The organism is Deltaproteobacteria bacterium GWA2_45_12, assembly GCA_001797365.1.
Classification (GTDB): Bacteria; UBA10199; UBA10199; order UBA10199; family UBA10199; genus UBA10199.
In genome coordinates this window covers 12036-37157 of record MGPH01000050.1, presented here as the reverse complement: position 1 = coordinate 37157, position 25122 = coordinate 12036, and the positions used below count along the sequence as shown (strand labels likewise).

General features: G+C 45.3%; 26 protein-coding genes, 1 tRNA gene and 1 pseudogene. 22 read left to right on the top strand and 6 right to left on the bottom strand.

Going from position 1 to position 25122, the window contains the following annotated elements:
* Positions 1-35: 35 nt before the first annotated feature.
* The 3 genes from A2048_07430 to A2048_07420 are packed head-to-tail and all read left to right on the top strand — an operon-like array spanning position 36 to position 2196.
* Positions 36-1697, top strand: coding sequence for a hypothetical protein (locus A2048_07430; protein OGP08247.1), 1662 nt, complete (start codon positions 36-38; stop codon positions 1695-1697).
* A gap of 52 nt (positions 1698-1749) precedes the next feature.
* The gene (locus tag A2048_07425) at positions 1750-1989 is read left to right on the top strand and encodes a hypothetical protein (protein ID OGP08246.1); all 240 of its coding nucleotides are present in this window, start codon (positions 1750-1752) and stop codon (positions 1987-1989) included.
* Positions 1990-2196 (top strand): hypothetical protein, encoded by a 207-nt coding sequence (locus A2048_07420; GenBank protein OGP08245.1) that lies wholly within the window; start codon positions 1990-1992, stop codon positions 2194-2196.
* A 53-nt stretch (positions 2197-2249) separates the two neighbouring features.
* On the opposite strand, the gene A2048_07415 is transcribed toward A2048_07420, so the two are convergent.
* The gene (locus A2048_07415; GenBank protein ID OGP08244.1) at positions 2250-4103 is read right to left on the bottom strand and encodes a hypothetical protein; all 1854 of its coding nucleotides are present in this window, start codon (positions 4101-4103) and stop codon (positions 2250-2252) included.
* A 126-nt stretch (positions 4104-4229) separates the two neighbouring features.
* On the opposite strand from A2048_07415, the gene A2048_07410 reads away from it, so the two are divergent.
* Positions 4230-5324: a redox-regulated ATPase YchF gene (locus tag A2048_07410; GenBank protein OGP08243.1), complete on the top strand. Its 1095-nt coding sequence runs from the start codon at positions 4230-4232 to the stop codon at positions 5322-5324.
* Between the two features lie 59 nt (positions 5325-5383).
* The gene (locus A2048_07405) at positions 5384-6283 is read left to right on the top strand and encodes a hypothetical protein (GenBank protein ID OGP08242.1); all 900 of its coding nucleotides are present in this window, start codon (positions 5384-5386) and stop codon (positions 6281-6283) included.
* A gap of 157 nt (positions 6284-6440) precedes the next feature.
* Here the strand turns inward: A2048_07405 and A2048_07400 are convergent, their stop codons facing one another.
* Genes A2048_07400 through A2048_07390 form a run of 3 tightly spaced genes read right to left on the bottom strand, consistent with a single transcriptional unit; the run spans position 6441 to position 8063 of the window.
* Positions 6441-6800: a hypothetical protein gene (locus A2048_07400; protein ID OGP08241.1), complete on the bottom strand. Its 360-nt coding sequence runs from the start codon at positions 6798-6800 to the stop codon at positions 6441-6443.
* Positions 6801-6810: 10 nt separating this feature from the next.
* Complete coding sequence (locus tag A2048_07395; protein ID OGP08240.1) at positions 6811-7218, bottom strand: hypothetical protein; 408 nt, start codon at positions 7216-7218, stop codon at positions 6811-6813.
* Positions 7215-8063 carry a hypothetical protein gene (locus A2048_07390; GenBank protein OGP08239.1) on the bottom strand — a complete coding sequence of 283 codons (849 nt, stop codon included), beginning with the start codon at positions 8061-8063 and terminating at the stop codon, positions 7215-7217. Before A2048_07390 ends, A2048_07395 begins: the two co-directional genes overlap by 4 nt.
* A gap of 115 nt (positions 8064-8178) precedes the next feature.
* Between A2048_07390 and A2048_07385 the strand changes: the two genes are divergently transcribed.
* From A2048_07385 to A2048_07350, 8 genes are all read left to right on the top strand, one after another.
* Positions 8179-8601, top strand: coding sequence for a peptidoglycan-associated lipoprotein (locus tag A2048_07385; protein ID OGP08238.1), 423 nt, complete (start codon positions 8179-8181; stop codon positions 8599-8601).
* 26 nt (positions 8602-8627) lie between these two features.
* Positions 8628-9077, top strand: a complete 450-nt coding sequence (locus A2048_07380) for a peptidoglycan-associated lipoprotein (GenBank protein ID OGP08237.1) — start codon at positions 8628-8630, stop codon at positions 9075-9077.
* A 7-nt stretch (positions 9078-9084) separates the two neighbouring features.
* Positions 9085-9867 (top strand): tol-pal system protein YbgF, encoded by a 783-nt coding sequence (locus A2048_07375; GenBank protein OGP08236.1) that lies wholly within the window; start codon positions 9085-9087, stop codon positions 9865-9867.
* Positions 9868-10036: 169 nt separating this feature from the next.
* The gene (locus A2048_07370; GenBank protein OGP08235.1) at positions 10037-11077 is read left to right on the top strand and encodes a tRNA (adenosine(37)-N6)-threonylcarbamoyltransferase complex transferase subunit TsaD; all 1041 of its coding nucleotides are present in this window, start codon (positions 10037-10039) and stop codon (positions 11075-11077) included.
* Positions 11078-11183: 106 nt separating this feature from the next.
* Positions 11184-11636 carry a hypothetical protein gene (locus A2048_07365; GenBank protein ID OGP08234.1) on the top strand — a complete coding sequence of 151 codons (453 nt, stop codon included), beginning with the start codon at positions 11184-11186 and terminating at the stop codon, positions 11634-11636.
* On the top strand, positions 11617-12378 hold the full coding sequence (locus A2048_07360) for a ribosomal RNA small subunit methyltransferase A (GenBank protein OGP08233.1): 762 nt from the start codon (positions 11617-11619) through the stop codon (positions 12376-12378). Before A2048_07365 ends, A2048_07360 begins: the two co-directional genes overlap by 20 nt.
* Positions 12379-12599: 221 nt before the next feature.
* The gene (locus A2048_07355; protein OGP08232.1) at positions 12600-13844 is read left to right on the top strand and encodes a hypothetical protein; all 1245 of its coding nucleotides are present in this window, start codon (positions 12600-12602) and stop codon (positions 13842-13844) included.
* Entirely contained in the window at positions 13769-14230 is a 462-nt protein-coding gene (locus A2048_07350) for a hypothetical protein (GenBank protein OGP08231.1), read from the top strand. Before A2048_07355 ends, A2048_07350 begins: the two co-directional genes overlap by 76 nt.
* Before the next feature lie 138 nt (positions 14231-14368).
* Here A2048_07350 and A2048_07345 read toward each other — a convergent pair.
* Positions 14369-14443, bottom strand: a tRNA-Pro gene (locus A2048_07345).
* A pseudogene (locus A2048_07340) lies at positions 14441-14677 on the bottom strand (hypothetical protein). The gene A2048_07345 and the pseudogene A2048_07340 overlap by 3 nt, the downstream one beginning before the upstream one ends.
* Positions 14678-14981: 304 nt before the next feature.
* Between A2048_07340 and A2048_07335 the strand changes: the two are divergent.
* From A2048_07335 to A2048_07295, 9 genes are all read left to right on the top strand, one after another.
* Complete coding sequence (locus A2048_07335; protein OGP08230.1) at positions 14982-15848, top strand: peptidase; 867 nt, start codon at positions 14982-14984, stop codon at positions 15846-15848.
* Positions 15849-15878: 30 nt separating this feature from the next.
* A complete protein-coding gene (locus A2048_07330; GenBank protein ID OGP08229.1) occupies positions 15879-16526 on the top strand; it encodes a hypothetical protein in 648 nt (215 codons plus the stop codon).
* Complete coding sequence (locus tag A2048_07325; protein ID OGP08228.1) at positions 16483-17439, top strand: 4Fe-4S ferredoxin; 957 nt, start codon at positions 16483-16485, stop codon at positions 17437-17439. Before A2048_07330 ends, A2048_07325 begins: the two co-directional genes overlap by 44 nt.
* Before the next feature lie 62 nt (positions 17440-17501).
* Positions 17502-18716 (top strand): polysulfide reductase, encoded by a 1215-nt coding sequence (locus A2048_07320; protein ID OGP08266.1) that lies wholly within the window; start codon positions 17502-17504, stop codon positions 18714-18716.
* A gap of 142 nt (positions 18717-18858) precedes the next feature.
* The gene (locus A2048_07315; protein OGP08227.1) at positions 18859-19728 is read left to right on the top strand and encodes a peptidase; all 870 of its coding nucleotides are present in this window, start codon (positions 18859-18861) and stop codon (positions 19726-19728) included.
* Between the two features lie 31 nt (positions 19729-19759).
* Positions 19760-20458 carry a hypothetical protein gene (locus tag A2048_07310; GenBank protein OGP08226.1) on the top strand — a complete coding sequence of 233 codons (699 nt, stop codon included), beginning with the start codon at positions 19760-19762 and terminating at the stop codon, positions 20456-20458.
* A 38-nt stretch (positions 20459-20496) separates the two neighbouring features.
* Positions 20497-21393, top strand: a complete 897-nt coding sequence (locus A2048_07305; protein ID OGP08265.1) for a 4Fe-4S ferredoxin — start codon at positions 20497-20499, stop codon at positions 21391-21393.
* 21 nt (positions 21394-21414) lie between these two features.
* Positions 21415-22719, top strand: a complete 1305-nt coding sequence (locus tag A2048_07300) for a hypothetical protein (GenBank protein OGP08225.1) — start codon at positions 21415-21417, stop codon at positions 22717-22719.
* A 178-nt stretch (positions 22720-22897) separates the two neighbouring features.
* Entirely contained in the window at positions 22898-25090 is a 2193-nt protein-coding gene (locus A2048_07295) for a hypothetical protein (GenBank protein ID OGP08224.1), read from the top strand.
* Positions 25091-25122 lie beyond the last annotated feature (32 nt).

Sequence of the window (25122 nt, the reverse complement as noted above, 5' to 3'; positions counted from 1 at the left end):
ATTAATATTATCGGTGGATTGGATAAAGAGTTGCTATGACAGAAAAAATATGGATTACCCCGTTAGGCGGGGTTGGTGAGATCGGTTCCCTGAATTGCATGTTGTACGAAACGGCCACCGAGGCTTTTTTGATCGATAGCGGTTCCATGTTTCCCGATGAAGAAATCTTGGGTGTTGATCTGATTATTCCCGACTTTTCATCGCTTGAATCCATCCGCCACAAACTCAAGGGAATCATTTTCACGCATGGTCACGAAGACCATATCGGGTCCTCTCCTTTTTTGCTTAGACAATTCAATATTCCTGTTTATGCCACTCCCTTTACCGCGGGGCTTATCCGTGAAAAATGTGAGGAATATGCGCTTCCCAAAAAACCAAGGATCAATGTTTTCAAGCCAGGAGACACGGTCAAGCTGGGCTCTTTTGAAATTCAGACCGCTTTTGTCAATCATAGTATTCTCGATGCGTGTGCCCTGGCCATTCAAACCGATCAAGGTTCCATTATTCATCTGACGGACTGGAAGATTGACTACACGCCCCCTTCAGGGCTTTCCACCGATCTCAAAACTTTCAAACGCTGGGGAAAAGAAGGGGTGTTGGCGCTTTTTTCCGATTCAACCAATGTGAATATTTCGGGGGCCACCCTTTCTGAAAAAGAAGTTTTAAAACAGATCAAAAAAATCGTTAAAAAGCACCAGGGGCGCATTATTGTGACTTTGTTTGCTTCCAATGTTCAGCGCGTGCAGGGGCTTTTAGAAATAGCCAAAGAAACCGGTCGTGTTGTTTCGCTGCTGGGGCGCAGCATGAAGGAAAATACAAAGCTTGCCAACCAACTGGGAAGTCTTTCCTTTGCCGGTGTGGATGTTGTGGATGTGGAAGAAACCAGGGGCCTTGACCCTTCACGCGTGATGCTTTTGGTGACAGGGACCCAAGGAGAACCGCGTTCGGTTTTGACGCGCCTGGCTCATAATAATTTCAAGCCTTTCCAGATTGCCGAGGGGGATTTGGTTTTGTATTCGGCCCGTGTGATCCCCGGAAATGAACGTAATATTTATCACAACATTGACCAGCTTTCGCGCCATGGGGCCAAGGTGCTCTATGAAGCCATCCACGATATTCACACCTCGGGGCACGCCCATCAAGACGAGCTTGAAACCGCCGTTAAAAAATTAAGACCAAGACATTTTATTCCTATACACGGGGCTTATCGTCAATTGCTTCAACATGCCCAATTGGTGAAAGAATGGGGAGTGAAGAAGGAAAATATTTTTGTGGTTGAAAATGGGCAGACCCTTCTTTTTGACAATAAAAAGGGCGCAAGGGAGGGAGGGCTGCAAGTGGGACGTGTGTTTGTCGATGGCAGTGGCATTGGGGATATTGATACCGTTGTATTGCGTGACAGACGCCAGCTTGCCGGTACGGGTATTGTTATTTGCGTGCTGATGATCGACCGTGTGAAGGGTGAAATCTTGCGCGGGCCAGAACTTATTTCACGTGGATTTATCGAGGCAGAAGACGGCCAGGAAATTTTTGAACGGGCCAAAAAAATTGTGACGGAACTTTTGGAAAGTTTTAACTTTGAAGAACGAAAAGATCTGGCCGAAGTTCAGGAAGAGGTGCGCGTGGCCTTAAGACGTTTTTTCAATAAAGAACTTGACCGCAAACCGGTGGTGATCCCGGTCATTCAAGAAGTGTGATTTCTATCAAGGAATGCTTGGCTTGAAAGTAGTTTGATAAGCGGGTATCATTATGAAAACTTCGCAATATTTCAAATTTGCTATGAAGCGCCCAGATCGTGTGGGGATTAAATTCGAATGGATTGAGGAGGTGATTCAAAAACCGATAAAGAAAGAAATTCAAAAAGATGATCGCATTCGGTTGTGGGGTAAAATAAAAGAGGCAGGCAATAAATATTTGAGAGTCATTTTGTTGGAGGATAAGGAAACAGTGCATAATGCTTTTTTTGATCGTGATTTTCAGGAGGAATAAATGAAATTAAAATATTTTCCAGATACAGATACGCTTCATATAACTCTTTCTGACGGGAAGGTTATTGAAACGAAAGATTTGAACGAAAACATCCTCATTGACTTGGACAAGGATGGTAAGGTGATAAGCATGACTATCGAGCATGCCCGGCAGAAAGACAAGAGCCTGGATGTTTCTTATCAAACAATTTCAAGTTCATCTATATAACTTGACCGCAAACCGGTGGTGATCCCGGTCATTCAAGAAGTGTGATTTCCTACTTACGGCCGTCTTTCGAACGCATTTTGTCCGCCCACTCGTAAAACCCATCCTCCCGAATTATTCATTTCATCAGGATCCCGTGTTTGGCTTGTTGTTGCGGTTCTGTGGTTGAAAACACCTGCCACTTGGGAAAGGACAACAACCGAAATTGAAATTCGTGCATTTACTTCCACGACACCGAACAGACATTCCACACGGGTCCAAGGATTGATTTGTTCCACTCTTGGGGGTTGGATGATGGTTTGGCACCGCCCTTGACTGGTTTTGGCGTTCAAGGATCCCTGGATTCCAGGCATGGAAACGGCCCATTTGGTATTTTGGGCAGCGATGGGGCCATGGTTGGTCACTTCGAAATCATAAACGACCTTGCGGTTTGGTCGTGTGACGACGGGCATTCTGAAAAGGGATCTTACTTCCAGATCGGCTTCCTGTCTGATGGGCGGAACGTAACGATTCACCTGCATTTGAGCGAGGTTAAACCCCGAACTTAAGAGGAGCTTGCCATCATCCTGTATTAATATTTTTCCATAAGGATGGTTTTCCCTCTCGATGAAACCATTGTTTCCAAAATCCCGATCAAGGCGGCCATTGGTCCTATAGCGGGCCAAGAGCATGTTGGTGCGCATGGGGTCATTTTCGTTCTCGTACCATCGTGTCATGCTAACGACGATGTTGGCACGGTCATCTAGAGCCATGTCCGTATTCCAAAGACTGCCGCGATCATCGCGCATGGAAGCCCGTACAATTCCGTTTTCACCAAAACCGGGATCCACCCGGCCATCCTCCATCAACCGAATCAGAAAGGGTTGGATGGTGTCTCCCAGGTAGGGCCCTTCGAATCTTCCGTTTCCCAAAAGAAGAATACGACCATCTTCCCCAATGATGGCCTTTGTGGCCGTGTCCATGGAATCAGGGCTGACATCCATGGATACTTTTCCTCCCGCACCAAATCCGGCGTCCGGTTCCCCATTGGCAAAAAAACGCAAGGCAAGCACTTCTTGTCCTGCAACAAGCATCCCGTTGGCTTGGGCGGGACGGTACATGCCACCGACGGTAAGAATTTTACCATCGGGCTGTTGAAATATATTCTTGATGACATAGCGCTCCTCCTCCGGAGCCAGTTGCCAGATGTTGATGGATCCCTGATTCCCAAATGTGTCATCGATGGAGCCGTCTTCTGCAATACGTCCCAAAATGACGGAACGGTCTTGGCCCTGAAGCCGGCCCGATACCAAGATTTTGCCATCGGCTTGAAGGGCAAAACGGTAAGAGTCATCGTTTATCCCAAAGAGGCCATCCTGACCGGTCACAAAACCTCCGTGGCCGAAGTCGGGGTCGATCTGCCCGTCAGGAAGAAGAAGCCCCACCAATTCCTGACGATCCGGCCCTACCCAGGCATATCCCATCACCACAATTTTACCGTCATGCCGGACTGCTAATTTTGATAATTCAAGCCCATCCCATTCGGGAAAAGAAATGATGGAAAACCCTCCATTCCCAAAATTTTCATCGACGCTTCCATCAGGGTTATATCGTGTCAAAACAAGGGAATCCTGCCCTGAAGGTTCTGAGAAGAGGCAGCCTTCCGGTTGGTTGCACATGATTTCTTCCGGGGCGCATTGGCATCGTGGGGCATCCAGATAGACTGAAGCTGTCGCAAGGATTTGGCCGTTTTCTAACAGCACCATGTCGGTGTAAGTGATTTCCCAATCGACGGGGAGTTGAGCAAACGCAGATCCGGCTTGCCCAAAATCGCCGTCGAGGTCCACCGGCACGGCCCACACTTGCTTTGAAAGCAACAAGAAAAAGGAGAAAACAATCACCAAACTTTTCATCAATTTTTGAAAAGGCATGAAACCTCCCATCAGGAATAATGAAATGTCACCATAAATAAATTTGAATTCCGAAGTCAAATCTTAGTTAAAGCCGCATTGTTCTATCAACTTGATTCTTTCGTTTTTCTCCACTAAAGGTCGCGCATGGGTTTTAATTGTGGCATCGTAGGGCTTCCCAATGTTGGCAAGTCCACCATTTTCAATGCGCTTACCAATGCAGGGGCTCAAGCGGCAAACTATCCGTTTTGCACCATTGAGCCCAATGTGGGGGTGGTGCCCTTAAACGACCTCCGGATGAAACGCATTGCCGAGCTTTTTAAACCTGAAAAGATTCTTCCCACAACAGTTGAGTTTGTAGATATTGCCGGCCTTGTCAAAGGGGCTTCTACCGGTGAGGGCTTGGGAAACCAGTTTTTGGGGAATATCAAAAATGTGGACGCCATCGCCCATATTGTGCGTTGTTTTGAAAATGCCGATGTGGTGCATGTGCATGGGGAAGTTGATCCCATTCGTGATATTGAAGTGATCAACACCGAGCTGATTTTAGCCGATCTTCAGGCTGTGGAAAAACGCATCGAAAAGCAGGCAAGGCTTGTCAAAGTTGGCGACAAAAAAATTGCCGCCGAAGTGGCTGTTCTTGAAAAAGTGCGTGCGGCCTTAAATGAAGCCAATCCCATACGCTCCCTTCGTTTGTCCCCGGAAGAAAAAGAACATTTGGTCCCGTTGTTTTTGATTACGGCCAAACCCGTGCTCTATGTTTGCAATGTTGACGAAGCCCATGTCACAAATCCTCCTCCCAGTGTGGCCAAAGTGCAGGAATTGGCTGCCAAAGAAGGGACACAGGTCGTGATTATTTGTGGCTCGATCGAATCAGAAATAGCGCAGATGCAGGAAGAAGAAAAAACGGCTTTTCTGAAAGATTATGGTCTTACAGAATCAGGTCTTGATCGTTTGGGAACGGCTGCCTACAGATTGCTTAATCTGATCACCTATTTTACCGCCGGCCCCAAGGAAGTGCGGGCATGGACAGTTATTCGTGGAGCCCTGGCGCCGCAAGCAGCTGGTGTTATTCATTCCGATTTTGAAAAAGGATTTATTCGCGCAGAAGTTTATCACTACGATGACCTTATTCGTCTTGGATCAGAACAAAAAATAAAGGAAGCGGGGTTGCTGCGATCGGAAGGAAAAGAATATGTGGTGAAGGACGGCGACCTGATGCACTTTAGGTTTAATGTGTAGTAACTGCTGAAAAGTCCATTCATGGTTCGAGGAGCCTCATGTCTGGGTAGGGGCAATTCATGAATTGCCCTTACAAAAAGGGCATCCTGCCTGCCCTCCTCTGGAGGGAGCTCCGTAATATGGTTTTTAGGGTTCAATCATTTTTTTTTATTGTTTTTTTCTTGCTCAGTTTTTCCCTTCGGGCTGCAGAAAATATTCATATCCCCTTAAACGGTCTTAAGATTCGTCTTGTCCCCAAAACAGTGGAGCCCGTGGGCGATTTGGGGGTGAAAACTATTACAGTATCGGCGGATGGGAATACTGTCAAAATCGATTGGTTTTCTACGGTACGATTGTCCAAAAAAACAAAGCCCTGGCCCGAGTATAAGGTGGCCATGAAGCGCGGGGTGATTCAATGGCCGGCCCATTCCCTGAAAACTTTTTGGCTTCATCCTCATTTCTGGTCGTCAGGATTTTCCAGCCTTGAGGAAGGGAACCCTTTATGGGTGCCGGCCGAATTACTAAATCCGGCTATTGCGAAAAAAGATGTTTTTTTTGATCTGGTTTTTCTAAATCCTTTCATCGAAAATTTTGGGAAAATAGATTCAGGATTGTTTCAGAAAGTAAACGAGTTTCGCACCTTGGTGGGGCTTGTATTGTCCCCGGATAATCCGGAGGCAGCCACCAATTTACCCCTGAAAGACAAAAGGAAGCTGGAAGCCTTTATCCACGATCTAAGACATATCCATTTTTTGGAAGGAAATAAAAACGAACCCCTGATTGTGAATGGAAATCAGGCGAAGGTTCCGGCTGTTTTGGTGGGGAACAAATATGTGGTGTTAACGGTTTTAAACAATGCTTCGACCCCCCTTATTTTAAATATTGAGTTCAATCCAGCGGAGGTTCCTTCCGCTTTTAAGGGGATCTTTCATTTTTTCAAAGATTATTTCGAATTTCAGGTTACCCAGGTGCAATATTGATCCGTTTTTTATTTTGGCCCCTTGGGGCCAAAATAAAAAACGGATCAACCCTGAGCGATCCGCCGCAGGCGGAGAGTCGAAGGGTTGCTCAGGATGAAACTCGAGGGCTTACCCCCGATGTTCATCTAGTTGTCGTGACCCCGCGTCGCAGGGGTCACTACTTGGATAAAATATATTCCTCTATTTTTTTCAGGTCTGTCGATTTAAGCCCCAAAAATCGGATGCCAATGCCGCGCTTTTCATTTTTTTTCCGGCGACCGCGATGATGGGGGGGCTCTTGAATGCGAATGACCTCGCCTGTGACCTGGATGGGGGCATCTCCTTCGTAAAGGGAAAATTTCAGGAAAAGCTTGGTGTGGCTTTGAAGCTCAATATCTGACTCAATAAAAATCCCGGAAAGGGAAATATCGGTTGAGAGAAAATATAAAAATTCTTCATTAAGCTCGTCTTCAAAAATGACACGCGTGCGCAGGGCTTTTCTGGGAGATATGCGATGTTCTTCGTAAGAGCTAAACATAAGTGGTCTCTCAATTCAATTCAACAAACAGATCGCTCTGTTTTTTGGTCCACTTCACCATAATATTAATAAGTTCATCTGTTAAAAAAGGTTTTGTGTAAAAAGCCACGAAGCCTTTTGTTGTCAAAATTTCCTTGGGGATTTCCTGGTTATAAGAGTGGATCAAAATTTTCGGTGCTTTGGTAATAAGAGGATGGCGATTTAAGTCATTGATATGGGGTTCAAGGGGGTTATGGCCAGCCAATGTATTCCAGTCGATAATCACAAGTTGGTAGGGTTTTCCCATTTTAGGCAATAGAAGTGCCTCGTTAAGTCGGTCAACACAGGTAAGCTGCACCATTTCAGGCAGATAAGGGAGAAGGGCCCTGAGCAAATTGTGGCTTAAACGTGATTGCGATATGTACAAGATGTTTTTCATGGCCGAAATGGTTTTTTAGAGAGGCTTCCACCCATGAGTCGGGCCTCTTTTAAAAAGGGATATTTTTTTCTTAAGATATCCACTGTGTTCAGATTTATCATTGTCACTGAGGTTGATTGTTTGGCAGGCATTTGTAAAAGAATACGCCCCCAAGGGCCTATGACAACGGATTGTCCATTAAACTTCAATCCTTTTTTCCGTCCGGTACGGTTACAGCCAATAATGTATACCTGATTTTCAATGGCACGGGAAGTAAGCAGGCCGAGCCAGTGATGAATGCGCACACTTGGCCATTGGGCCCCCACAACAATTATTTTTGCTCCTTTAAAAGTAAGGGCACGTAATAATTCCGGGAACCGGATGTCATAACAAACAGCAAACCCCATAGGTCCCCAAGGGCTTGGGGTGACAGCGGGCTGGCCCCCAAAAGAATAAATATGATGTTCTCCTCCAAAAGAGAAAAGATGGATTTTGTGGTAACGATTTTGAATGTGACCTTTTGGGGTTATCCAAAAACAGGCATTATAAAAGCGGGAATTTTTTTCTTCCATGCCAAAAAAAACGAGCCCCGTTTTATGGGTGGCACACCAGTTTTGTAATGAGGGAAGGGTTTTTTTGTATATTTGCCCCCACTTTTTGGCTTCTTTTTTATTTGCAGGGCTTCCCAAGGCCATTTCAGGCAGTACAATGAAATGGGGTTTTTGTTTCAGGCATGTTTTGAGATGAGTAAAAATGGTTTTGAGATTTTTTTCCGGATTGTTTGCAATATTGTATTGAACAAGACCGACTTTGAGTTTGGTTCTTTTGTTTGCAACAGAGAATGGTCTTGACTTTGAATTTTTCATCGAATAGAAAATTAGAAATCACAGCACGTAAATTTCGTAAATTTACACGCCTTTAAATAATTTACATGTCGATGAAGCATCCAATGTTTTATTTTCAATTTCAAGGAGGAAAATCATGAAACTTTTGTCTCGTTTAGCCGTTGCAGCTTTATTGATTGTCGGGTTGAATGCCTGTCAGGGTAAAAAGTCGGCCCAAAGTTCAAGTTCAAAAAGCTTGAATGCGGTTCATTTTGATTTTGACCATTCTAATATCAAGTCGGACATGGTTGGAGTGATGAATGGCAACGCAGGCTATCTTCAAAAACATGAAAAAACATCGGTCACCATTGAAGGTCATTGTGATTCCCGTGGGACCAACGAATACAATTTGGCCTTGGGGGACCGTAGAGCCAGCCAGACAAAGCAGTTTTTGGTTAAAAAAGGCATTGAATCAAGCAGGATGAAGGCCGTAAGCTATGGCGAAGAAAAACCGGTATGTCACCAAGAAGATGAATCATGCTGGTGGAAAAATCGTCGTGCCGATTTTGGAAATAAATAATGTGTGAGTAAGAAAAAGGGGGCGTTATGAAAAAAATAATCATTTTGGGCTCTTTTGCCTTAATCTTGGCTCTGGCTGCTTGTGGAGGAAAGAAAGGGGCGCGTTCTGATTATGACAGCACCACCAATGGAAGTGGTGCTGAAAAAGTGTTGGATTCTGTTTATTTTGACTTTGACCAGTCAACCATTCGGGGCGATCAAATCTCGGTCATGAAATCCAATATTTCTACTTTAAAAGACAAGAGCAAACTCAAAGTGACTATCGAAGGTCATTGCGATGATCGGGGCACCAATGAATACAATCTGGCCTTGGGAGATCGTCGTGCGCGGGCTTCCTACGATTATCTTATTAACACAGGTATTGATCCTTCACGTCTTTCAACCATCAGTTATGGTGAAGAACGTCCTATTTGTACCCAGTCCGATGAATCATGCTGGTGGAAAAACCGTCGGGATGATTTTGTGAAGGGAAAATAATTAATCTATGCATCATTCCAAGGGCTTTAGCCTACTTGTTTGTGGAGTGGCCCTTCTTTTTTCTTTTAAGAGCCATGGTCTTTCCTCAAAAGAGTTGGAGGCTGAAGTTGATCGAGTCAGCCGTGTTATTGAGGCCCAATCCCAAAACTTGGCAGATGCGGTAAACCAGGTTCAAAGCATGACTTCCGAGTTTCAAAGGATGAATGGTCTTTTGGAACAGAGCATGCACACCGTTGATGAACAGAACGCCACCATTCGTGACAGCCAGCGACGTCTGGATGTTTTGGAGGAAAAACAGGCCCTCCTTATAAAGCAGCTTGAAGAAATTAAAGTTACGGGGTTGTTAAACCCAGCTCAAGTCAAAAATTTGGAAGATTTTAAAGAACTCGAAAAAGGACTCACCCTTGTCAATGTCGAAAATTATAAGGAAGCCCAAAGCGCTTTACAAAGTTTTCTAAAAAATCGTTCCAAAAGTCCTTATGTGCTTCATGCCCAGTACTGGCTTGGAGAAACCAATTATGCCCTTCGTGATTACCCCATTGCCATTACGGAATTTCAGAAGGTGGTCAAAAATTTTCCCAAAAGTGAAAAGGTGGCTCCCGCCCTTTTAAAACAGGGTTATGCTTTTTTTGAAATGCAATCCTTTGCGGATGCCAAGGCTTTTTTAAACAAGCTTGTGACGATGTTTCCCCAATCCACAGAAGCTATTCTAGCCAAACAAAAAATCCAAAAAATAGATCAACTTCTTGATCAAAAGCAAAAAGAAGCGTTAGAGAAGAAACCGATGTAGGGTTTTTATGGTTCGACCACCGCGTAGCGGGGTCCCGTTTGCGGGACGGGGCTCACCATGTCCGTATCGTGTAAGGGCAATTCATGAATTGCCCTTACATAAAGGACACCCTGAGCTTGTCCCGCAAACGGGATCCCGCTACGCGGTGATCGAAGGGTGAGTCAAAACAATGTCCATCATTCTTGGAATCGATACATCTTGTGATGAAACTTCGGTGGCTGTTTTGGAAGGAAGCAAAACCCTCCGGGCCAATATTATCTCCTCCCAGGTGGCTCTTCATGCTCCTTATGGAGGGGTTGTGCCTGAAATTGCTTCACGTAACCACGTGGAAGCACTCTCCCATGTTGTGTTGCAAGCTTTTGATAAAGCCCAAATAGGGTTTGATGATTTAACAGGGGTGGCTATTACCAACTCACCGGGACTTATTGGATGTTTATTGGTGGGCTTGTCCTATGCCAAGGCCCTTTCGTATTCCAAAAAAATTCCTCTCACGATGGTGCATCATCTCAAGGCCCATCTGTTCAGTCCTTTCCTGGAGCATAATGAAGTGTATCCCTTTTTGGGGGTAGTTGTTTCAGGAGGACATACGGCTTTGTATTTAGTAAAAAGTTTTGATGATATTGCATGTCTTGGGCAAACAGTTGATGATGCCGCTGGTGAGGCCTATGACAAGGTTTCTAAAATTTTGGGCCTGGGGTATCCGGGTGGTCCCATTGTTGACAAATTGGCCAGACTTGGAGACCCAAAAGCTTTTTCGTTTACCCGAGCCAAAGTCAAACGGGGTCCTTATTACTTAAGTTTTAGTGGGCTTAAAACAGCTGTCCATCATTTAATAACCAAAGAAAAGGAAAAACGGGGCGAAAAACTTTGGAAAGATGCAAATCGGAAGGAAGACAAATTTGTTTGGGATCTGTTAGCTTCTTTTCAAAATGAAGTTGTGGAATCCTTAATTGATAAAATTAATTTGTCCTTAAACGACCATCCGGAAATTAAGGCCGTGGCGGTAAGTGGGGGAGTGGCGGTTAACTCACGTTTACGGGAGCGTTTGCAGGAATTTTGTACGCAAAAAAAGGTTCTTTGTTTAAGACCATCCCCCAGTTTATGCACCGATAACGGGGCGATGGTTGCTTATGTGGGGGCCAAACAAATTGCGTTGGGACGCACCGCCAATCAAGATGTGAATGCCCATGCTTCAATGCCGATAGGGTAGTTGCTCGTGGGGGACTACTCGCGAGCTCGTCGCTCGCGGGCTCGTAAACCTGTTATTTGAAAATCTTGGGTTGCGAGCGACGAGTTCGCGAGTGACGAACAACAAAATGCCCATCCGAAAATTACGAACATACTATCATAAACTCATTGCTTCCCATGCAACGCCCAGAGAAGTTGCAGGTGGTTTCGCCCTCGGCATTTTTGTGGCCATGACGCCCACCATCGGGTTTCATACCATTATCACTTTGGCTTTGGCGGCCTTTACCAGGCAGAATAAAATAGCGTCTCTTTTGGGATGCTGGGTGGTCAATCCCCTTACCTTGTTCCCTGTTTTTTATTTTATTTATCGCATAGGGCACTGGTTGTTGGGGACGCGGCATATCAGGCAACTTCGCCCGGAATCCTTGACGGATATGCTTCATATGGGGCAGTCGGTGATGGCCCCTCTTTTGGTGGGAGGGGTTTTTGTGGGCTTGGTGAGTGCGTTTGCCAGTTATTGGATTGTTTTAACCATTTATCCACGTTTTAAAAAATTCAAACATGACCATTCTTCGCCCTAAAAAAAGTCTGGGACAGAACTTTTTGGTTGATGGGAATTATCAACGAAAAATTTTTGAGGCTGTTTGTTGCACAAATCCATCCAACATCATGGAAATTGGTCCCGGGCGAGAGGCTCTGACCCAGCATTTTGTAAAGCGGGCCGGCCATTTGTTGGTGGTTGAAAAAGACCGCGAGCTGGCTTCTCATTTAATCGAAAAGTATTCTAAAGGGGTTCGCGTTGTTGAGGCGGATTTTTTGGAATGTGATTTATCGGCACTTTTTGGGGAAGAAAAAAACTGGGTTGTGGTAGGTAATCTTCCCTATAATGTGGCTTCCCAGATTTTTATCAAGCTTGTCCAAAACAGGAAATATTTTTCGGATTTGTTTTTGATGTTTCAAAAAGAAATGGCCGCCCGTTTTGTGGCCAAGCCTTCCACCAAGGATTACGGGCTTCTTTCATTATGGGCGCAAATTTATACCGCCCCCAAAATCCTTTTTCATCTCCCCCCCACTGTGTTTAAGCCCCAACCCAAGGTGAATTCGAGTTTTGTCCATTTTAAAATCAAAACCCAGCCCTTGATTGAAGAATCTGAAGAAGAAAATTTTTGGATTTTGATGCGCCTGTTGTTTCAGCAACGACGAAAAACTATGGGGTCTGTTTTAAAGAAAAAGAAAATTGATTTTCCAGAATCCTATCAAAAAGTGCGGGCAGAAGAGCTGACTGTGGAAGAGTTGGTGAAATTTTTAAGATCGATCCCGTGATATTATCCACCTACGTCCCGGCTCGTTGGCGGGGACTTCGGCGGACGAGCCGAAACGGTTAAAATCCCGTCCGCCTAAGGCGGACGGAATCTTGGGTCCGGGGCTTGCCCTAGGGTGCATACCATTGATAAAATATATTTTATATATTGATAATTTTAATTAAATAGATAAACTATATTTAGTTTTATATTTAATAATTTTAATTATATAAAATATATTTTATGGCAAAGACACTGTGGGGCAAGGTTTACTTTAAAGATAAATATGTAGGACGGCTTCAGGAAGAGCCAGGCGGACGAGTGGTTTTTACCTATGATGCTTCCTATTTGGAAGCCAAGGAGCCAGCCATTGCCCATACCTTGCCGTTGCGGGCTGAACCTTATATTTCGGAATCGGGACTCCATTCATTTTTTGATAATTTGGTGGCAGAGGGGTGGCTCCAAAATGCGCAGGCAAAAGTTTTGGGAGTGAACCCTCATCATCGGTTGAGTTTGCTTTTGGGATTTGGGTTTGATTTGGCCGGTGCGGTATCTGTTATTGATCCAGAAAAAACAGAACTCCAATCCCTTGACCATGCCGACCAAGCTACTCTTGCAGCAACGCTGGGCAAAGCTTCCTTGTCGGGTGTGCAACGAAAACTGTTGGTGGTCAAAGACGGCAAGTATTATCGTCCCGTAGGCCCAAAGGAGCTTAGTACACACATTGCTAAGCTGACTTCCGGAAATCATGAAAATTTGATTGAACTGGAATACCTGACAACTCTGGCAATTCGTAAATTATTGCCAAATGACGATGTAGTGGATCTGGAAGTGAGCGCTGTTGCCTCCATTAAAGAGCACGTTCTCATCATTTCCCGTTTTGACCGTGTCATGACCAGCAGTGGCATCAAGCGACTTCATTTTGAAGAATTCAATCAAGTTTTGGGCCGATCTTCAGGAGATGAAAAATACGAGGGCTCTTACGAAGAAATGGGGCAATTTATCCGGAAAACAGCGGCCTGTATTCCTGCGGAGGCCGATCGTTTGTTCAATCGCATTCTGGCTTGTTTTTTGGTAGGGAATACGGATGCGCATTTCAAAAACTTTGCCATGTTTCATACTCGTGATGGGCTTCGCTTGACTCCCTCCTACGATCTAGTGGCTTCATCCATCTATCCGGAGTATCAATACGTCGCTCTCTCGGTAGCAGGAATCAAAAATCTCGCTGTGCATTCGGTAAAACCCAAACACTTATTAAAAATGGGAGTTAGTTTTGGTTTGAGTGAAGAAGCCCTTGTTGATTCCGTGGAGGCACTGGGGAAACGCCTGCCAATGGCGTTTGAAGCTTTATCAAAGTCGGAAATTGGGACCAAAAGTTTGCAGGATCAAATAATTCAAAAAATGGAGAAACGATGGAACGGCAGTTTCAAATTAACTGGTCAGCTCTTGTCGAAGAAGCGAAACAGCGGCGGAAAAACGAGCGTCTGACACAAAAAAAGCTGGCGCTTCTGGCAGGAGTTAGTACGCCCACTATTTCGCGCTTTGAGAATGGCGAAAAAGATATCCAGCTATCAACGGTTATCAGCATTTTAAAAGTGCTGGGGATGGTTGATCAGCGTCAGCTGGTATTTCCAGAAGAAAGACATGATTTCAATCGTGATGTGGTTTTGTTTCGCGGGAAGGATGGGGATTCGATTATTCCCTGTTCCATCAGTCGAGAAGCCTTGGAAGATCATTTTGGAGGTAATGATGCTGATCCTCTCAAGACTTTTGAGGCAAATCGTGTTCGTATTGAACAGGAAGCGCGGCGAAAATATTTTGCTGATCATTTTGAACCCGATGGAAGTATCCTGATAAAATCAGCAGATCTTTGAGAATCAGAAGGATAAAAACCCATGAAATTTCAAAAAACAATTTTTTATTTTCAAATATAATCTCGGGGCAATCCGCCTTAGGCGGACGACCCCTCGAATGTCGGGGCAATCCGCCTTAGGCGGACGACCCCTCGAATGTCGGGGCAACAGGATTTGAACCTGCGACCTTTCGGTCCCGAACCGAACGCTCTAGCCGGGCTGAGCTATGCCCCGTAATTTTTCTTTCAGAAATTCTCTGCCTTTACCACTTTTCAGAAATTTTTCTCTTTTTAATGCCTCTGATTTGTCGTTACAAGATTCTTGATAAACCAGTTGCCAAGGTCCGCGATGCCGTGTCCACGAACCCAGTTCTTGGTTGTGATACTGTATTCTCTTATTTAGATCAGTTGTATAGCCTTTGTATAGTTTCCCTTCAGAATTTTTAATTACATATACAATGTGCTTCATATAGTCGGGATGATCCGCCTTAGGCGGACGACCTTTCGGTCCCGAACCGAACGCTCTACCGGGCTGAGCTACATTCCGCTTGCATGAAAAAGCCCACCATCAACATTTTGACCGTATTTGTCAATCGAAGTCCCTGCCATGTCCCTGCCAACGAGCGAGGACGGTGCTGGGTAAATTCACCCATCCTGATTTCAATCATCCCGATTTGAGATGTAGATCATTCTTTTTCCCGCCTCACCCTATAAGCTACAAGTTGATTCTTAAGTAATTTGAAATCAAATTTTCCAATGAGGAGATATATTTTATGATGCATCCATTTATTTTAGTTTTAGCCTTAAGCATAACAATACTTGGGGTGGGCGGGGCGCTAGCCACAAGTCATGCTGCTTTTGGTGTGCTTGGATTTCTTTCGGGGGGCCTTTGTATTTTCATTTTTCGTGTGGTTAGCCAATGGCAAAGAGTTGTGATGTTGCGTTTTGGTAAATTTAATGGGCTTAAAGGCCCGGGCTTTTTTTCCATCATCCCGTTTGTCGATACGATCCCCTACTGCATTGACCTTAGAACCGTGGCTACCCCGTTTACCGCAGAGCAAACCCTGACAAAAGACAGTGTCCCCGTGGATGTGGATGCTGTTTTGTTCTGGCGTGTGATTGATCCGGTAAAAGCCGCTTTGGAAGTCGAAAATTTCAAGAAAGCGGTTTCATGGGCTTCGCAAACAGCCCTTCGGGATGTGATTGGTGAAACCGATTTGTCCGAAATGCTTGTGGGCAGGCGGGAAATTGATCACAAACTCTGTGCAAGAATCGATGCCAGTGCCACCGCATGGGGGATCAAGGTTTTATCGGTGGAACTAAGGGATGTGAAAATCCCCCAGGCATTGCAGAATGCCATGTCCATGCAAGCCCAGGCTGAAAGGGAAAGACAGGCCAGGGTGATTCTTGGCGAATCGGAACTTCAGGTGGCTGAAAAATTCGAAAAAGCTTCTGAGAGGTACAAAGACAACCCCACAGCCTTGCACTTAAGGGCCATGAATATCTTGTTGGAAGGAATGAGGCAGAACTCATCCGTTATTATTGTCCCCTCCTCGGCTGTTGAGACGATGGGATTGGGCGCCATGACGGGTTTGGCTGCCTTAGCCCAGCAAGCTCCGCAAAAAAAAGTGACAGTTTAAAAATCTTTTCTTTTAAGAACGGAGCATCGAATGACATATGGTCTAAGACAACCCGTTCTTAAAGTAGGGTTCCTTTTAGGGCTCACCTTGCTTCCTGCCTTTGTAAGTCAGGGTGCGGAATCTGCGAACCCACCGGTGACGTCAGCTCAGCCGGTTTCCGGAATTGGGGGGGATAAGATTCTTAAACGCATTTCCAAGCTTGAAATGTATCCCTGCGATGACTGTCACAGCACGCCTGGGGATTTCAACACAGAGAAGCGCGTGCTGGATGAGGAACACACCGACAAAAAGCTCCATTTCGCAGCCACGGACGGTCAAGAAGAAAGATGGTGCCATACCTGCCACCAGAAAGGAAATTACAAGAAACTCTATCTTCAAAGTGGACGGGAGATCACCTTTAATGAGACCTATCTTATCTGCGGAGAATGCCATGGTACGATTTTAGATGACTGGAACAAGAACATACACGGCAAAAGGGTCGGGTTATGGAACGGGCCGCGTGAAGTATCTTCGTGTCCGGAATGCCACGATCCCCATGATCCTAAATTCAAACCACTCACACCCAAGCCGCCGCCCGTGCTCCCAAAAGGGAAAAGTCGATCATTTTTGAAGCTCTTGTTTGGAAATTTTATTTATGAAGGAAAACAGAAACACAAAGAGGACGAAACACCTCATTGATCGCAAGCTAAAGAAGACGGTTTCCCGGCGAACGTTTTTGAAAGGTGCTGTTGCCGGTGTCGCTTCGGCGATGGCGCTTTCACCTGAGTCCAGCCAGGCGTTTACCATCGATGGATTTCTTCAGGGGGAATTCTTCCAAAGGCATTACCAGGAGCTTACTCCCGAGGATAAAAAAAGGATTTTTGCTCGTCTGGAAAAAGAAACTGAGAAGAAATACGGGGTTAAAGTCCGGATTGGCGATCCGCCGCCGATGGATGGAGTCGAGTTTGCCTATTTTCTCAATCTTTCAAAATGTGTCGGATGCCGGCGATGTGTTTATGCGTGTGTGGCTGAAAATAACCAATCGCGTGACCCACAAATACAATACATTAAAGTTCTTGAAATTCCCAAAGGCTCGCTCGACGTGGAAAAGGGTGACATATATTACGATACGGACCAAGTTCCTCGAAAAGACAAATTCTACATGCCTGTTCAGTGCCATCAGTGCCGGAATCCGCCTTGTACCAAGGTGTGTCCTGTCGAAGCAACCTGGAAGGAGAAGGATGGCATTGTCGTTATCGATTACAACTGGTGCATTGGTTGCCGGTATTGCGAAGCTGCTTGCCCATACGAGGCCAGACGCTTTAATTTTGCAACTCCCAAAATACCCGCTGAAGAGATCAATCCTGAGCAGGGATATCTTTCAAACCGTATTCGTCCGCGTGGGGTTATGGAAAAATGTACGTTTTGTCTTCACAGGACGCGTCAGGGTCGTTACCCGGCATGTCTTGAGGCATGCCCAACAGGTTCCAGAAAATTCGGGAATCTTTTAGACCCGAATAGCGAGGTGAGAAACATTATTCAGGAAAAGCGGATTTTTGTTCTTAAGGAAGATTTAAAAACATATCCGCATTTTTATTATTTTTTTGATTAGGTTAATGGCATTCAAGTTTTAGGATTTAAAATATGTCAGCATATATTCAATTCTGGAAAGATATGATCCGGCAGGTCTACCAAGGCCCCCGTATTTACTTTGCCTGGCTGGGTTTCCTGGGTGTGTTGATATTGATAGGAGTCGCGGGCTATGCGCGGCAACTTCAAGAAGGTCTCATTCTCAGCAACATGACCGACCAGGTATCCTGGGGCGCCTATATTGCCAATTTCACCTATATTGTCGGTTTGGCTGCAGCAGCTGTTATGCTGGTGATTCCTGCCTATGTCTACAAGATCAAGTCCATAAAAGAGATTCTTCTTGTGGGGGAACTGTTTGCCATTGCGTCGATTGTCATGTGCCTCTTGTTTGTAACCGTAGATATGGGCAGGCCAGACCGTCTATGGCACTTAATTCCAAAGCTTGGTCGCATGAACTGGCCCATCTCGATGTTGACCTGGGACGTGATTGTGCTTAATGGTTACTTGCTCTTGAACCTGCACATTCCTGGTTATCTTCTCTATAAAAAATATCGGGGTCAGGAACCAACTTCACATTATTACATGCCCTTTGTGATGATCTCCATCTTTTGGGCTGTCAGCATTCATACTGTGACGGCTTTTCTCTATTCAGGTCTCGGGGGTAAGCCTTTCTGGAATTCGGCCATCATAGCGCCTCGTTTTTTAGCATCTGCCTTTGCAGTAGGACCTTCTTTTATTCTCCTGTCCCTACAGGTCATTGAAAAGTTCTCGAGTCTTAAAGTGGATCATGAAGTTTATAAGGTTTTAAAGAGAATCATCGCAGTCACGCTTGTGATTAATCTTTTTCTTCTGGTATGTGAGCTGTTCAAAGAGTTTTACACCGATTCAGTCCACAGTGCCTCCGCTCAATATCTTTTTACGGGGTTGCACGGCTATCACCTTTTAGTCCCGTTTATCTGGACTGCCATTGTCCTCAATATTATTGCAACTATCACTTACATTAGCCCCGGGCTCAATCAAAACCGGCTTTACATCAATATCGCGTCAGGATGCGCTATTGTGGGCATCTGGATTGAGAAAGGCATGGGGCTCATTGTGCCGGGATTCATTCCCACTCCTTTGGGTGACATTGTCGAATATGCTCCTTCTCTTACGGAGATTCAAGTTTGCGTGGGTATTTGGGCTACGGGATTTTTTATTTTTACCCTTCTTTTGAAAGCGGCGATTCCCATTGAATCTGGAAAGCTGAGATGGCAGGAAGAATCCCTCGATTTTCCGAAAATGAGTAAGGAAGAATGATTCGCACTTTTTGAGCCATGATCATGATCATTTGTGCACATGATCTGAGTCATGGCTGGTTTTATGAAGGAGCTGATATGGGTTTTGGCATGAACGACAGAAGCAGTTTGATTGCATAACCATCATAGGAGAAAAAACATCCATGAAGTTACATCCATTTATTTTAATTGTGTTGATAGTGTCAACGGTTGCCGGGTTTGTAGCATGGGAAGTTACATCCGTGGGTGCTTACGGCTTGATGGGAGCTGTACTAGGGCTGAGTTTTCTTTTTGTTTGTCGGGTTGCCAACCAGTGGCAAAGAGCAATCGTACTGCGTCTTGGGAAGTTTAAGGAGCTCAAAGGGCCTGGCTTCTTCACGATCATCCCTTTTGTGGATACCATTCCCTATTGCATCGATTTAAGAACAATCACAACCCCTTTTACCGCCGAGCAAACCCTGACCAAGGATAGCGTGCCTGTGGATGTAGATGCCGTCCTGTTCTGGCGTGTGATTGATCCGGCCAAGGCTGCTTTGGAGGTTGAAAATTACAAAAAAGCCATTTCGTGGGCTTCTCAAACAGCCCTGCGGGACGTGATTGGTGAAACGATTTTAGCCGATATGTTGGTGGGCCGTGCGCAAATTGACTCGAAACTTTGTCAGACCATTGATGCCAGTACAAAAGCCTGGGGTATCAGAGTGCTGTCTGTGGAGCTCCGTGATGTGAAAATCCCGGCTAATTTACAAAATGCCATGTCCATGCAGGCCCAGGCCGAGCGGGAGAGACAGGCTCGGGTGATACTAGGCGAATCCGAACTACAAGTTTCAGAAAAATTCAGCAAAGCATCCGAAAAATACGTGAATAATCCGACAGCCTTGCATTTAAGGGCCATGAATATTTTGTTAGAAGGTATGCGACAAAATTCCTCCATTATTATTGTTCCCTCCTCGGCTGTCGAAACGATGGGGTTGGGTGCCATGACGGGTTTGCCCGTTTTGGCCGAGCCTGCTCCGCAATTAAAGAAGACAATTTAAAAAACCCTTCTTTCCAAGAATTGAGCATCGGATGATATTTGGCCCAAGACAATCTATTCTTATCCCCTACGCTCGTTGGCTTCGGGGACGAGCCTTACTGGGTCAAAACCCCGTGGCTTGCCACGGAATCTTGGGTCCAGGGCTTGCCCTGGGGTGCATACCATTGATCGCAGGATTTATTTTGGGGCTTGCCTTGTTTCCTGCTTTTGCAAGTTGGAGCACGGAACCCGCAGAGGAAACCGCGCCCGTACTTAGCATGGGTGGGGGACCACCTGTTCCCGGTCCGGAAGGAGATAAGGTCATCAAACGTATTCCCAAATTAGAAATGTATCCCTGTGATGATTGCCACAGTACGTCCAAGGATTTTAACCCAACGAAGCGTATTCTGAATGAAGAACACACTGATAAAAAGCTTCATTTTGCGGCTAAGGAAGGTGTGGAGGAAAGGTGGTGTCATAACTGCCATCTGGAAGGCAATTACAAGAAACTCATTCTTCAGAGTGGGCGAGAAATCAACTTCAACGAATCCTATCTTATCTGCGGGGAATGTCATGGTGACCTCCTCAACAAATGGAATAAAAACGCCCATGGGAAGCGGGTCGGGTTGTGGAACGGACCGCGCGAGGTATACTCGTGTCCGGAATGTCACGATCCTCATGACCCTAAGTTCAAGCCCATGGATACAAAGAAAACTTCAGTGCCACCCGTGAATACCTTTTGGGTTTTATGAACATGAAAAAGACAGATACAGGACTACGGGCCGGACTGCTGGCCAAAAAAAAACTTAAGGGGAAGGCATCCCGTCGAAGTTTCCTGAAGGGTCTTGTGGGGGTTGCGGCGGCGGCCGTTGTCGGAAATCCGGCGGAATCCCAAGCCTTCTCGTTTGAATCCTTTTTTCAGAAGCATTACAAAAATCTCACGCCGGATGACAAAAAAAGAATTTTTGAGCGTTTGGAGGCCGAAACCAAAAGCAAATATGGGGTTGACGTGCATATTACCGATCCTCAACCCATTCCGGGAGTCAAATTCGTTTATGGCTTAAATCTCACCAAGTGCAACGGGAATCGTTTGTGCGTGGCGGCTTGCCAGAAGGAAAACAACACTGACCGCTCGTTTGGCTATATCAAGGTTCTTGAGATGGATAAGGGGAACTTTAATCTTGAGAAGGGCAACCGTTACTATGATGGGCAAGTTCCCAAAGAAGGGAAGTTTTATCTGCCCGTCCAATGTAACCAGTGCGAAAGCCCCCCTTGTACGCGCGCCTGTCCCATTAAAGCCACTTGGAAGCAAGAAGACGGGATTGTTGTCATCGATTATAACTGGTGCATCGGTTGCCGTTATTGCCAGGCGGCCTGTCCTTATGAGGCCCGGCATTTCAACTTCCATGCGCCTGAGGTTCCCGCCGAAGAAATTAATCCGAATCAGGCTTATTTAAGTAACCGGATTCGAATGCGTGGCGTGGTCGAAAAATGTACTTTTTGTCTCCACCGCACGCGCAATGGCAGATATCCGGCCTGCCTCGAGGCTTGTCCCACGGGAGCCAGAAAATTTGGGAATATCCTGGATCCGAATAGCGAGGTTTATTACATTCTAAAGCACAAGAATATTTTTGTTCTGAAGGAGGATCTGAACACAATCCCACAGTTTTTTTATTACTTCGGTTAATGTTGAGAGGATTAATTAGCTATGATGAACTATCTCGAATACTGGATGCGCATGACCCGCTGTGCTTTGACCGGCGGGCGGCTTTATTATATTTGGCTGGGCGTCCTTGGCTTTTTTTTGGCTATTGGTGGCTTTAGTTATCACCATCATCTTGTGGCAGGGCTTGAGGTTACCAACATGAGTGACCAGGTGAGCTGGGGCATCGGGATCGCCAATTTCGTGTACTTTGTAGGTGTGGCAGCGTCTGCTGTTCTCTTGGTCTATCCTGCTTACGTCAAAGGAAATAAAGACATCAAAGAAGTGGTCATTCTCGGGGAACAGCTTGCTTTCACAGCCATTGTGATGTGTCTGCTTTTTATCTCCACTGACATTGGAAGACCCGAACGTTTATGGCACCTCATTCCTTTGATTGGCGGCCAGCTCAATCTTCCCAGCTCCCTTTTGGCCTGGGACGTGGTTGTTTTCAATGTTTACCTTGCCTTGAATTTACATATTCCCGGTTATCTTTTGTACATGAGGTATAAGGGGGAAAAACCTCAGCCCTATTTTTATCTCCCATTGGTTTTTGTATCGATTTTTTTCGCTGTCAGCATTCACACGGTCACCGCATTTTTGCTTTCTGGTCTGGGAACCCGCTATTTCTGGAATACGGCCATTATGGCGCCTCGTTTTCTCATCACGGCATTTGCTGTTGGTCCGGCCCTTCTGACCATTATTTTCGAAATCATCAATCGTCAAACCAAGCTACATGTTAAGCCATCCGTTTTCGCCTACTTGCTCAATATCATGAAGGTGACTTTGCCCATTAACCTGTTTCTTCTTGGCTGTGAGCTGTTTAAGGAACTATATCCCAATACCATTCATGCCTTGTCTGCCAGGTATCTTTTTTTCGGATTGGATGGCCACAATATGCTCACCAAGTTTATTTGGACAGCGACAGCATTCAATATTCTGTCGACCATTATTGTCGTGGTTCCAAGGCTCCGTTCGGATCGAAGAATTTTTCTGGGGGCTTGTGTCATGACGATCATCGGCATTTGGATCGAAAAAGGCATGGGGCTTATTTTTCCCGGTTTTATTCCCACTCCTTTGGGAGAAATCGTCGAGTATGTGCCGAATATGGGAGAAATTTTTGTATGTCTGGGGGTTGTGTCCTTGGGAGCCCTCATGTTTACCATCACCACAAAAGTGGCCATTGCCATATTAACCGATGAACTTGTCATGGAAAAAGAAGAGATCTATGAACCGCGCTATGTGAATCAAGATTGGACCGAAAGCAAACCTCCTTCCTCTTGGAAAAAATGGTTTTCCTCTTCTTGGCAGTAAGTTATTGAAATCAAATATCATTCATTAAATTCAAAACAGATGAACTTAAAACAGCAGTTTTCAAAGATTAGTTATTTGAATAGATGACCCATATCATGGATTTAAAATGCCAAATGTTGTTAACAAAACAAGTCCGGAGAATAAAGGGGAAGAGTCAGCAAAAAATCAAGATTAATGTATGTTCCCAAAAAATTGGTTTTTACTATTTTTTTTCGTTTTTTTTGCTTTGACTGTAGTGCATTGTGGAAGCGCGCCCGATGCAGTTTCTTTGGTTGAGCCTGATCCCAATGCGGGAGCTCCCAATATTAGTGGTGGGGCCCCTGTTTATTATCCCCATGCCGAGGGTTGGAAAAATCCTGCCACCCATGGGGATGCCTACCGGGCAACCATTCGTAACAATCAGAATTCCAAATCAAGTTTGTGCGTTATTTGCCATAATTTCCGCAAAGATTCCCCCACCTGCGGCAGTTGTCATCCGGAGTTTCCTCATATAGAAAATTGGAAGGATCCTCTTAATCATGGAACCTATGTTCGTGAGAATGGGACCGCAAATTGTGCAACAGACTGCCACGGAGCCGATTTGACAAATGGCTTATCCGGAATTTCATGCAAGAGTTGCCACCATCCCGAAGGGTGGGCCGCTGCGGATACCCATGGTTTGTATGTCATTCAAAACGACAAGGAATCATGCAAAAAATGCCATGGGGAAGATTACAAGGGCGGTGTTACAAACACTTCTTGTTATAACAGCAGTTGCCACACAACCTATCCGCACCAAGCCGATTGGGCCAAGGTCGAGAACCACGGATTCTTTGCCCATGAGGAGGGAAAAGAAGATTGCAAGAGTTGCCACGGGGAAGATTTTAAAGGGGGCATTTCAAATATTTCCTGCTACAACGCCAATTGTCATACAACTTATCCGCATCAAGCCGATTGGGTGCAAGTGGAAAATCACGGACTCTTTGCCCATGAAAATGGCAAGGAAGATTGTAAAACTTGTCATGGGGATGATTTCACCGGAGGGATTTCAGGGGTTACTTGTTACAATGCCAATTGCCATGCCAGTTACCCTCACAACGAACAATGGGCCCAGTTTGATCAACATGGGATGTTTGCCTTGTTAACCGGAGTGACAAAATGCAAAAACTGCCATGGGGAAGATTTTAAAGGCGGGATATCAGAGGTCACTTGTTATAATTCTAATTGCCATGCCAGTTATCCTCACACTGAGAATTGGGCTCAACCCGAAAATCATGGGGCCCTTGCCGTTGGAGATGCAAAAAATGAATGTAAGAGCTGTCATGGAGATGATTTTACCGGAGGGATTTCGGGTATCACTTGTTACAACGCCAACTGTCATGCCAATTATCCTCACCAAGCCGATTGGGCCCAAGTTGAAAACCATGGTGTCTTCGCTCTTCAAAATGGAAAGGAAGATTGCAAAGCTTGTCACGGAGAAGAATTTAACGGAGGCATATCAGGAGTCTCCTGTTACAATGCCAATTGCCACACTGCTTATCCCCATCTTGAAGCTTGGCAAGATGAACACGGTAGTCAGCTAAAGGCCATGCCAGGGGATATTTATGAAAATATCGACCAAACATGTCAAACCAGTCAGTGTCATGGCGATCAGGGGATAGCCCGTGGCCTGCCCAATTGTGGAAATGCTGATTGTCATCCATCATTTCCTGACAACCATTGGGACCGTGATGTATGGCATGATGAAGGGCAAGAGGGACACAGACAATATGCTCTTCTCGAAGGAACCGAAGAATGCGCCAAGTGCCATTATGAAAATGACACATGGAGCTGTTTTACATGCCATGCAAATTATCCCCATGATGAAAACTGGATCCAGGCCGAAAATCATGGATCATCGGTTTTAAGGAAAAATTTTTACTGGCAAAGTCCTTACGATAAATTCAATCAACCCGTTTTTGATGCCCAATGCAGAAATTGCCATGGCCCAACGGTCTTATTTGACAACGAAAGTCCTCCCACACTCATTAGTGATTTCACTGAAAATGGTGTGAAACGTTGTTACAACCAAGCGTGTCATCCCACTTATCCTCATGTCTATTACGAGGCAATTGATCCTATCCTAGCTGATCTTGGAATTGTTATTTCTCAACAATGGGAAGAGGGTCATAGAAACTTTATTTATTATAATGAGGGCTATGCGGGCATCAATTTGGACAACAACTGTCGTACTCAGGAATGCAGGGATCGCGTTGAAAGTGTTTTGACGTCGACTATGGATCAAGGGGGCTGTTACGGTGCCAGCGGCGGCGTATGTCATAACAATAATAGGCAACATCCCGGTTGGCATGTTTTCAATACTTATTGCGAAGCGGCATGCCATGTTGAATAACCATCCCCTGGTTTCACAGGCATGCAAGAGTA

Bases quoted from the DNA above. Each gene is read 5' to 3' on its own strand.
- A2048_07430 (OGP08247.1), top strand. From the start codon at position 36: ATGACAGAAAAAATATGGATTACCCCGTTAGGCGGGGTTGGTGAGATC.
- A2048_07425 (OGP08246.1), top strand. From the start codon at position 1,750: ATGAAAACTTCGCAATATTTCAAATTTGCTATGAAGCGCCCAGATCGT.
- A2048_07420 (OGP08245.1), top strand. From the start codon at position 1,990: ATGAAATTAAAATATTTTCCAGATACAGATACGCTTCATATAACTCTT.
- A2048_07415 (OGP08244.1), bottom strand. From the start codon at position 4,103: ATGCCTTTTCAAAAATTGATGAAAAGTTTGGTGATTGTTTTCTCCTTT.
- A2048_07410 (OGP08243.1), top strand. From the start codon at position 4,230: ATGGGTTTTAATTGTGGCATCGTAGGGCTTCCCAATGTTGGCAAGTCC.
- A2048_07405 (OGP08242.1), top strand. From the start codon at position 5,384: ATGAATTGCCCTTACAAAAAGGGCATCCTGCCTGCCCTCCTCTGGAGG.
- A2048_07400 (OGP08241.1), bottom strand. From the start codon at position 6,800: ATGTTTAGCTCTTACGAAGAACATCGCATATCTCCCAGAAAAGCCCTG.
- A2048_07395 (OGP08240.1), bottom strand. From the start codon at position 7,218: ATGAAAAACATCTTGTACATATCGCAATCACGTTTAAGCCACAATTTG.
- A2048_07390 (OGP08239.1), bottom strand. From the start codon at position 8,063: ATGAAAAATTCAAAGTCAAGACCATTCTCTGTTGCAAACAAAAGAACC.
- A2048_07385 (OGP08238.1), top strand. From the start codon at position 8,179: ATGAAACTTTTGTCTCGTTTAGCCGTTGCAGCTTTATTGATTGTCGGG.
- A2048_07380 (OGP08237.1), top strand. From the start codon at position 8,628: ATGAAAAAAATAATCATTTTGGGCTCTTTTGCCTTAATCTTGGCTCTG.
- A2048_07375 (OGP08236.1), top strand. From the start codon at position 9,085: ATGCATCATTCCAAGGGCTTTAGCCTACTTGTTTGTGGAGTGGCCCTT.
- A2048_07370 (OGP08235.1), top strand. From the start codon at position 10,037: ATGTCCATCATTCTTGGAATCGATACATCTTGTGATGAAACTTCGGTG.
- A2048_07365 (OGP08234.1), top strand. From the start codon at position 11,184: ATGCCCATCCGAAAATTACGAACATACTATCATAAACTCATTGCTTCC.
- A2048_07360 (OGP08233.1), top strand. From the start codon at position 11,617: ATGACCATTCTTCGCCCTAAAAAAAGTCTGGGACAGAACTTTTTGGTT.
- A2048_07355 (OGP08232.1), top strand. From the start codon at position 12,600: ATGGCAAAGACACTGTGGGGCAAGGTTTACTTTAAAGATAAATATGTA.
- A2048_07350 (OGP08231.1), top strand. From the start codon at position 13,769: ATGGAACGGCAGTTTCAAATTAACTGGTCAGCTCTTGTCGAAGAAGCG.
- A2048_07335 (OGP08230.1), top strand. From the start codon at position 14,982: ATGATGCATCCATTTATTTTAGTTTTAGCCTTAAGCATAACAATACTT.
- A2048_07330 (OGP08229.1), top strand. From the start codon at position 15,879: ATGACATATGGTCTAAGACAACCCGTTCTTAAAGTAGGGTTCCTTTTA.
- A2048_07325 (OGP08228.1), top strand. From the start codon at position 16,483: ATGAAGGAAAACAGAAACACAAAGAGGACGAAACACCTCATTGATCGC.
- A2048_07320 (OGP08266.1), top strand. From the start codon at position 17,502: ATGATCCGGCAGGTCTACCAAGGCCCCCGTATTTACTTTGCCTGGCTG.
- A2048_07315 (OGP08227.1), top strand. From the start codon at position 18,859: ATGAAGTTACATCCATTTATTTTAATTGTGTTGATAGTGTCAACGGTT.
- A2048_07310 (OGP08226.1), top strand. From the start codon at position 19,760: ATGATATTTGGCCCAAGACAATCTATTCTTATCCCCTACGCTCGTTGG.
- A2048_07300 (OGP08225.1), top strand. From the start codon at position 21,415: ATGATGAACTATCTCGAATACTGGATGCGCATGACCCGCTGTGCTTTG.
- A2048_07295 (OGP08224.1), top strand. From the start codon at position 22,898: ATGTTCCCAAAAAATTGGTTTTTACTATTTTTTTTCGTTTTTTTTGCT.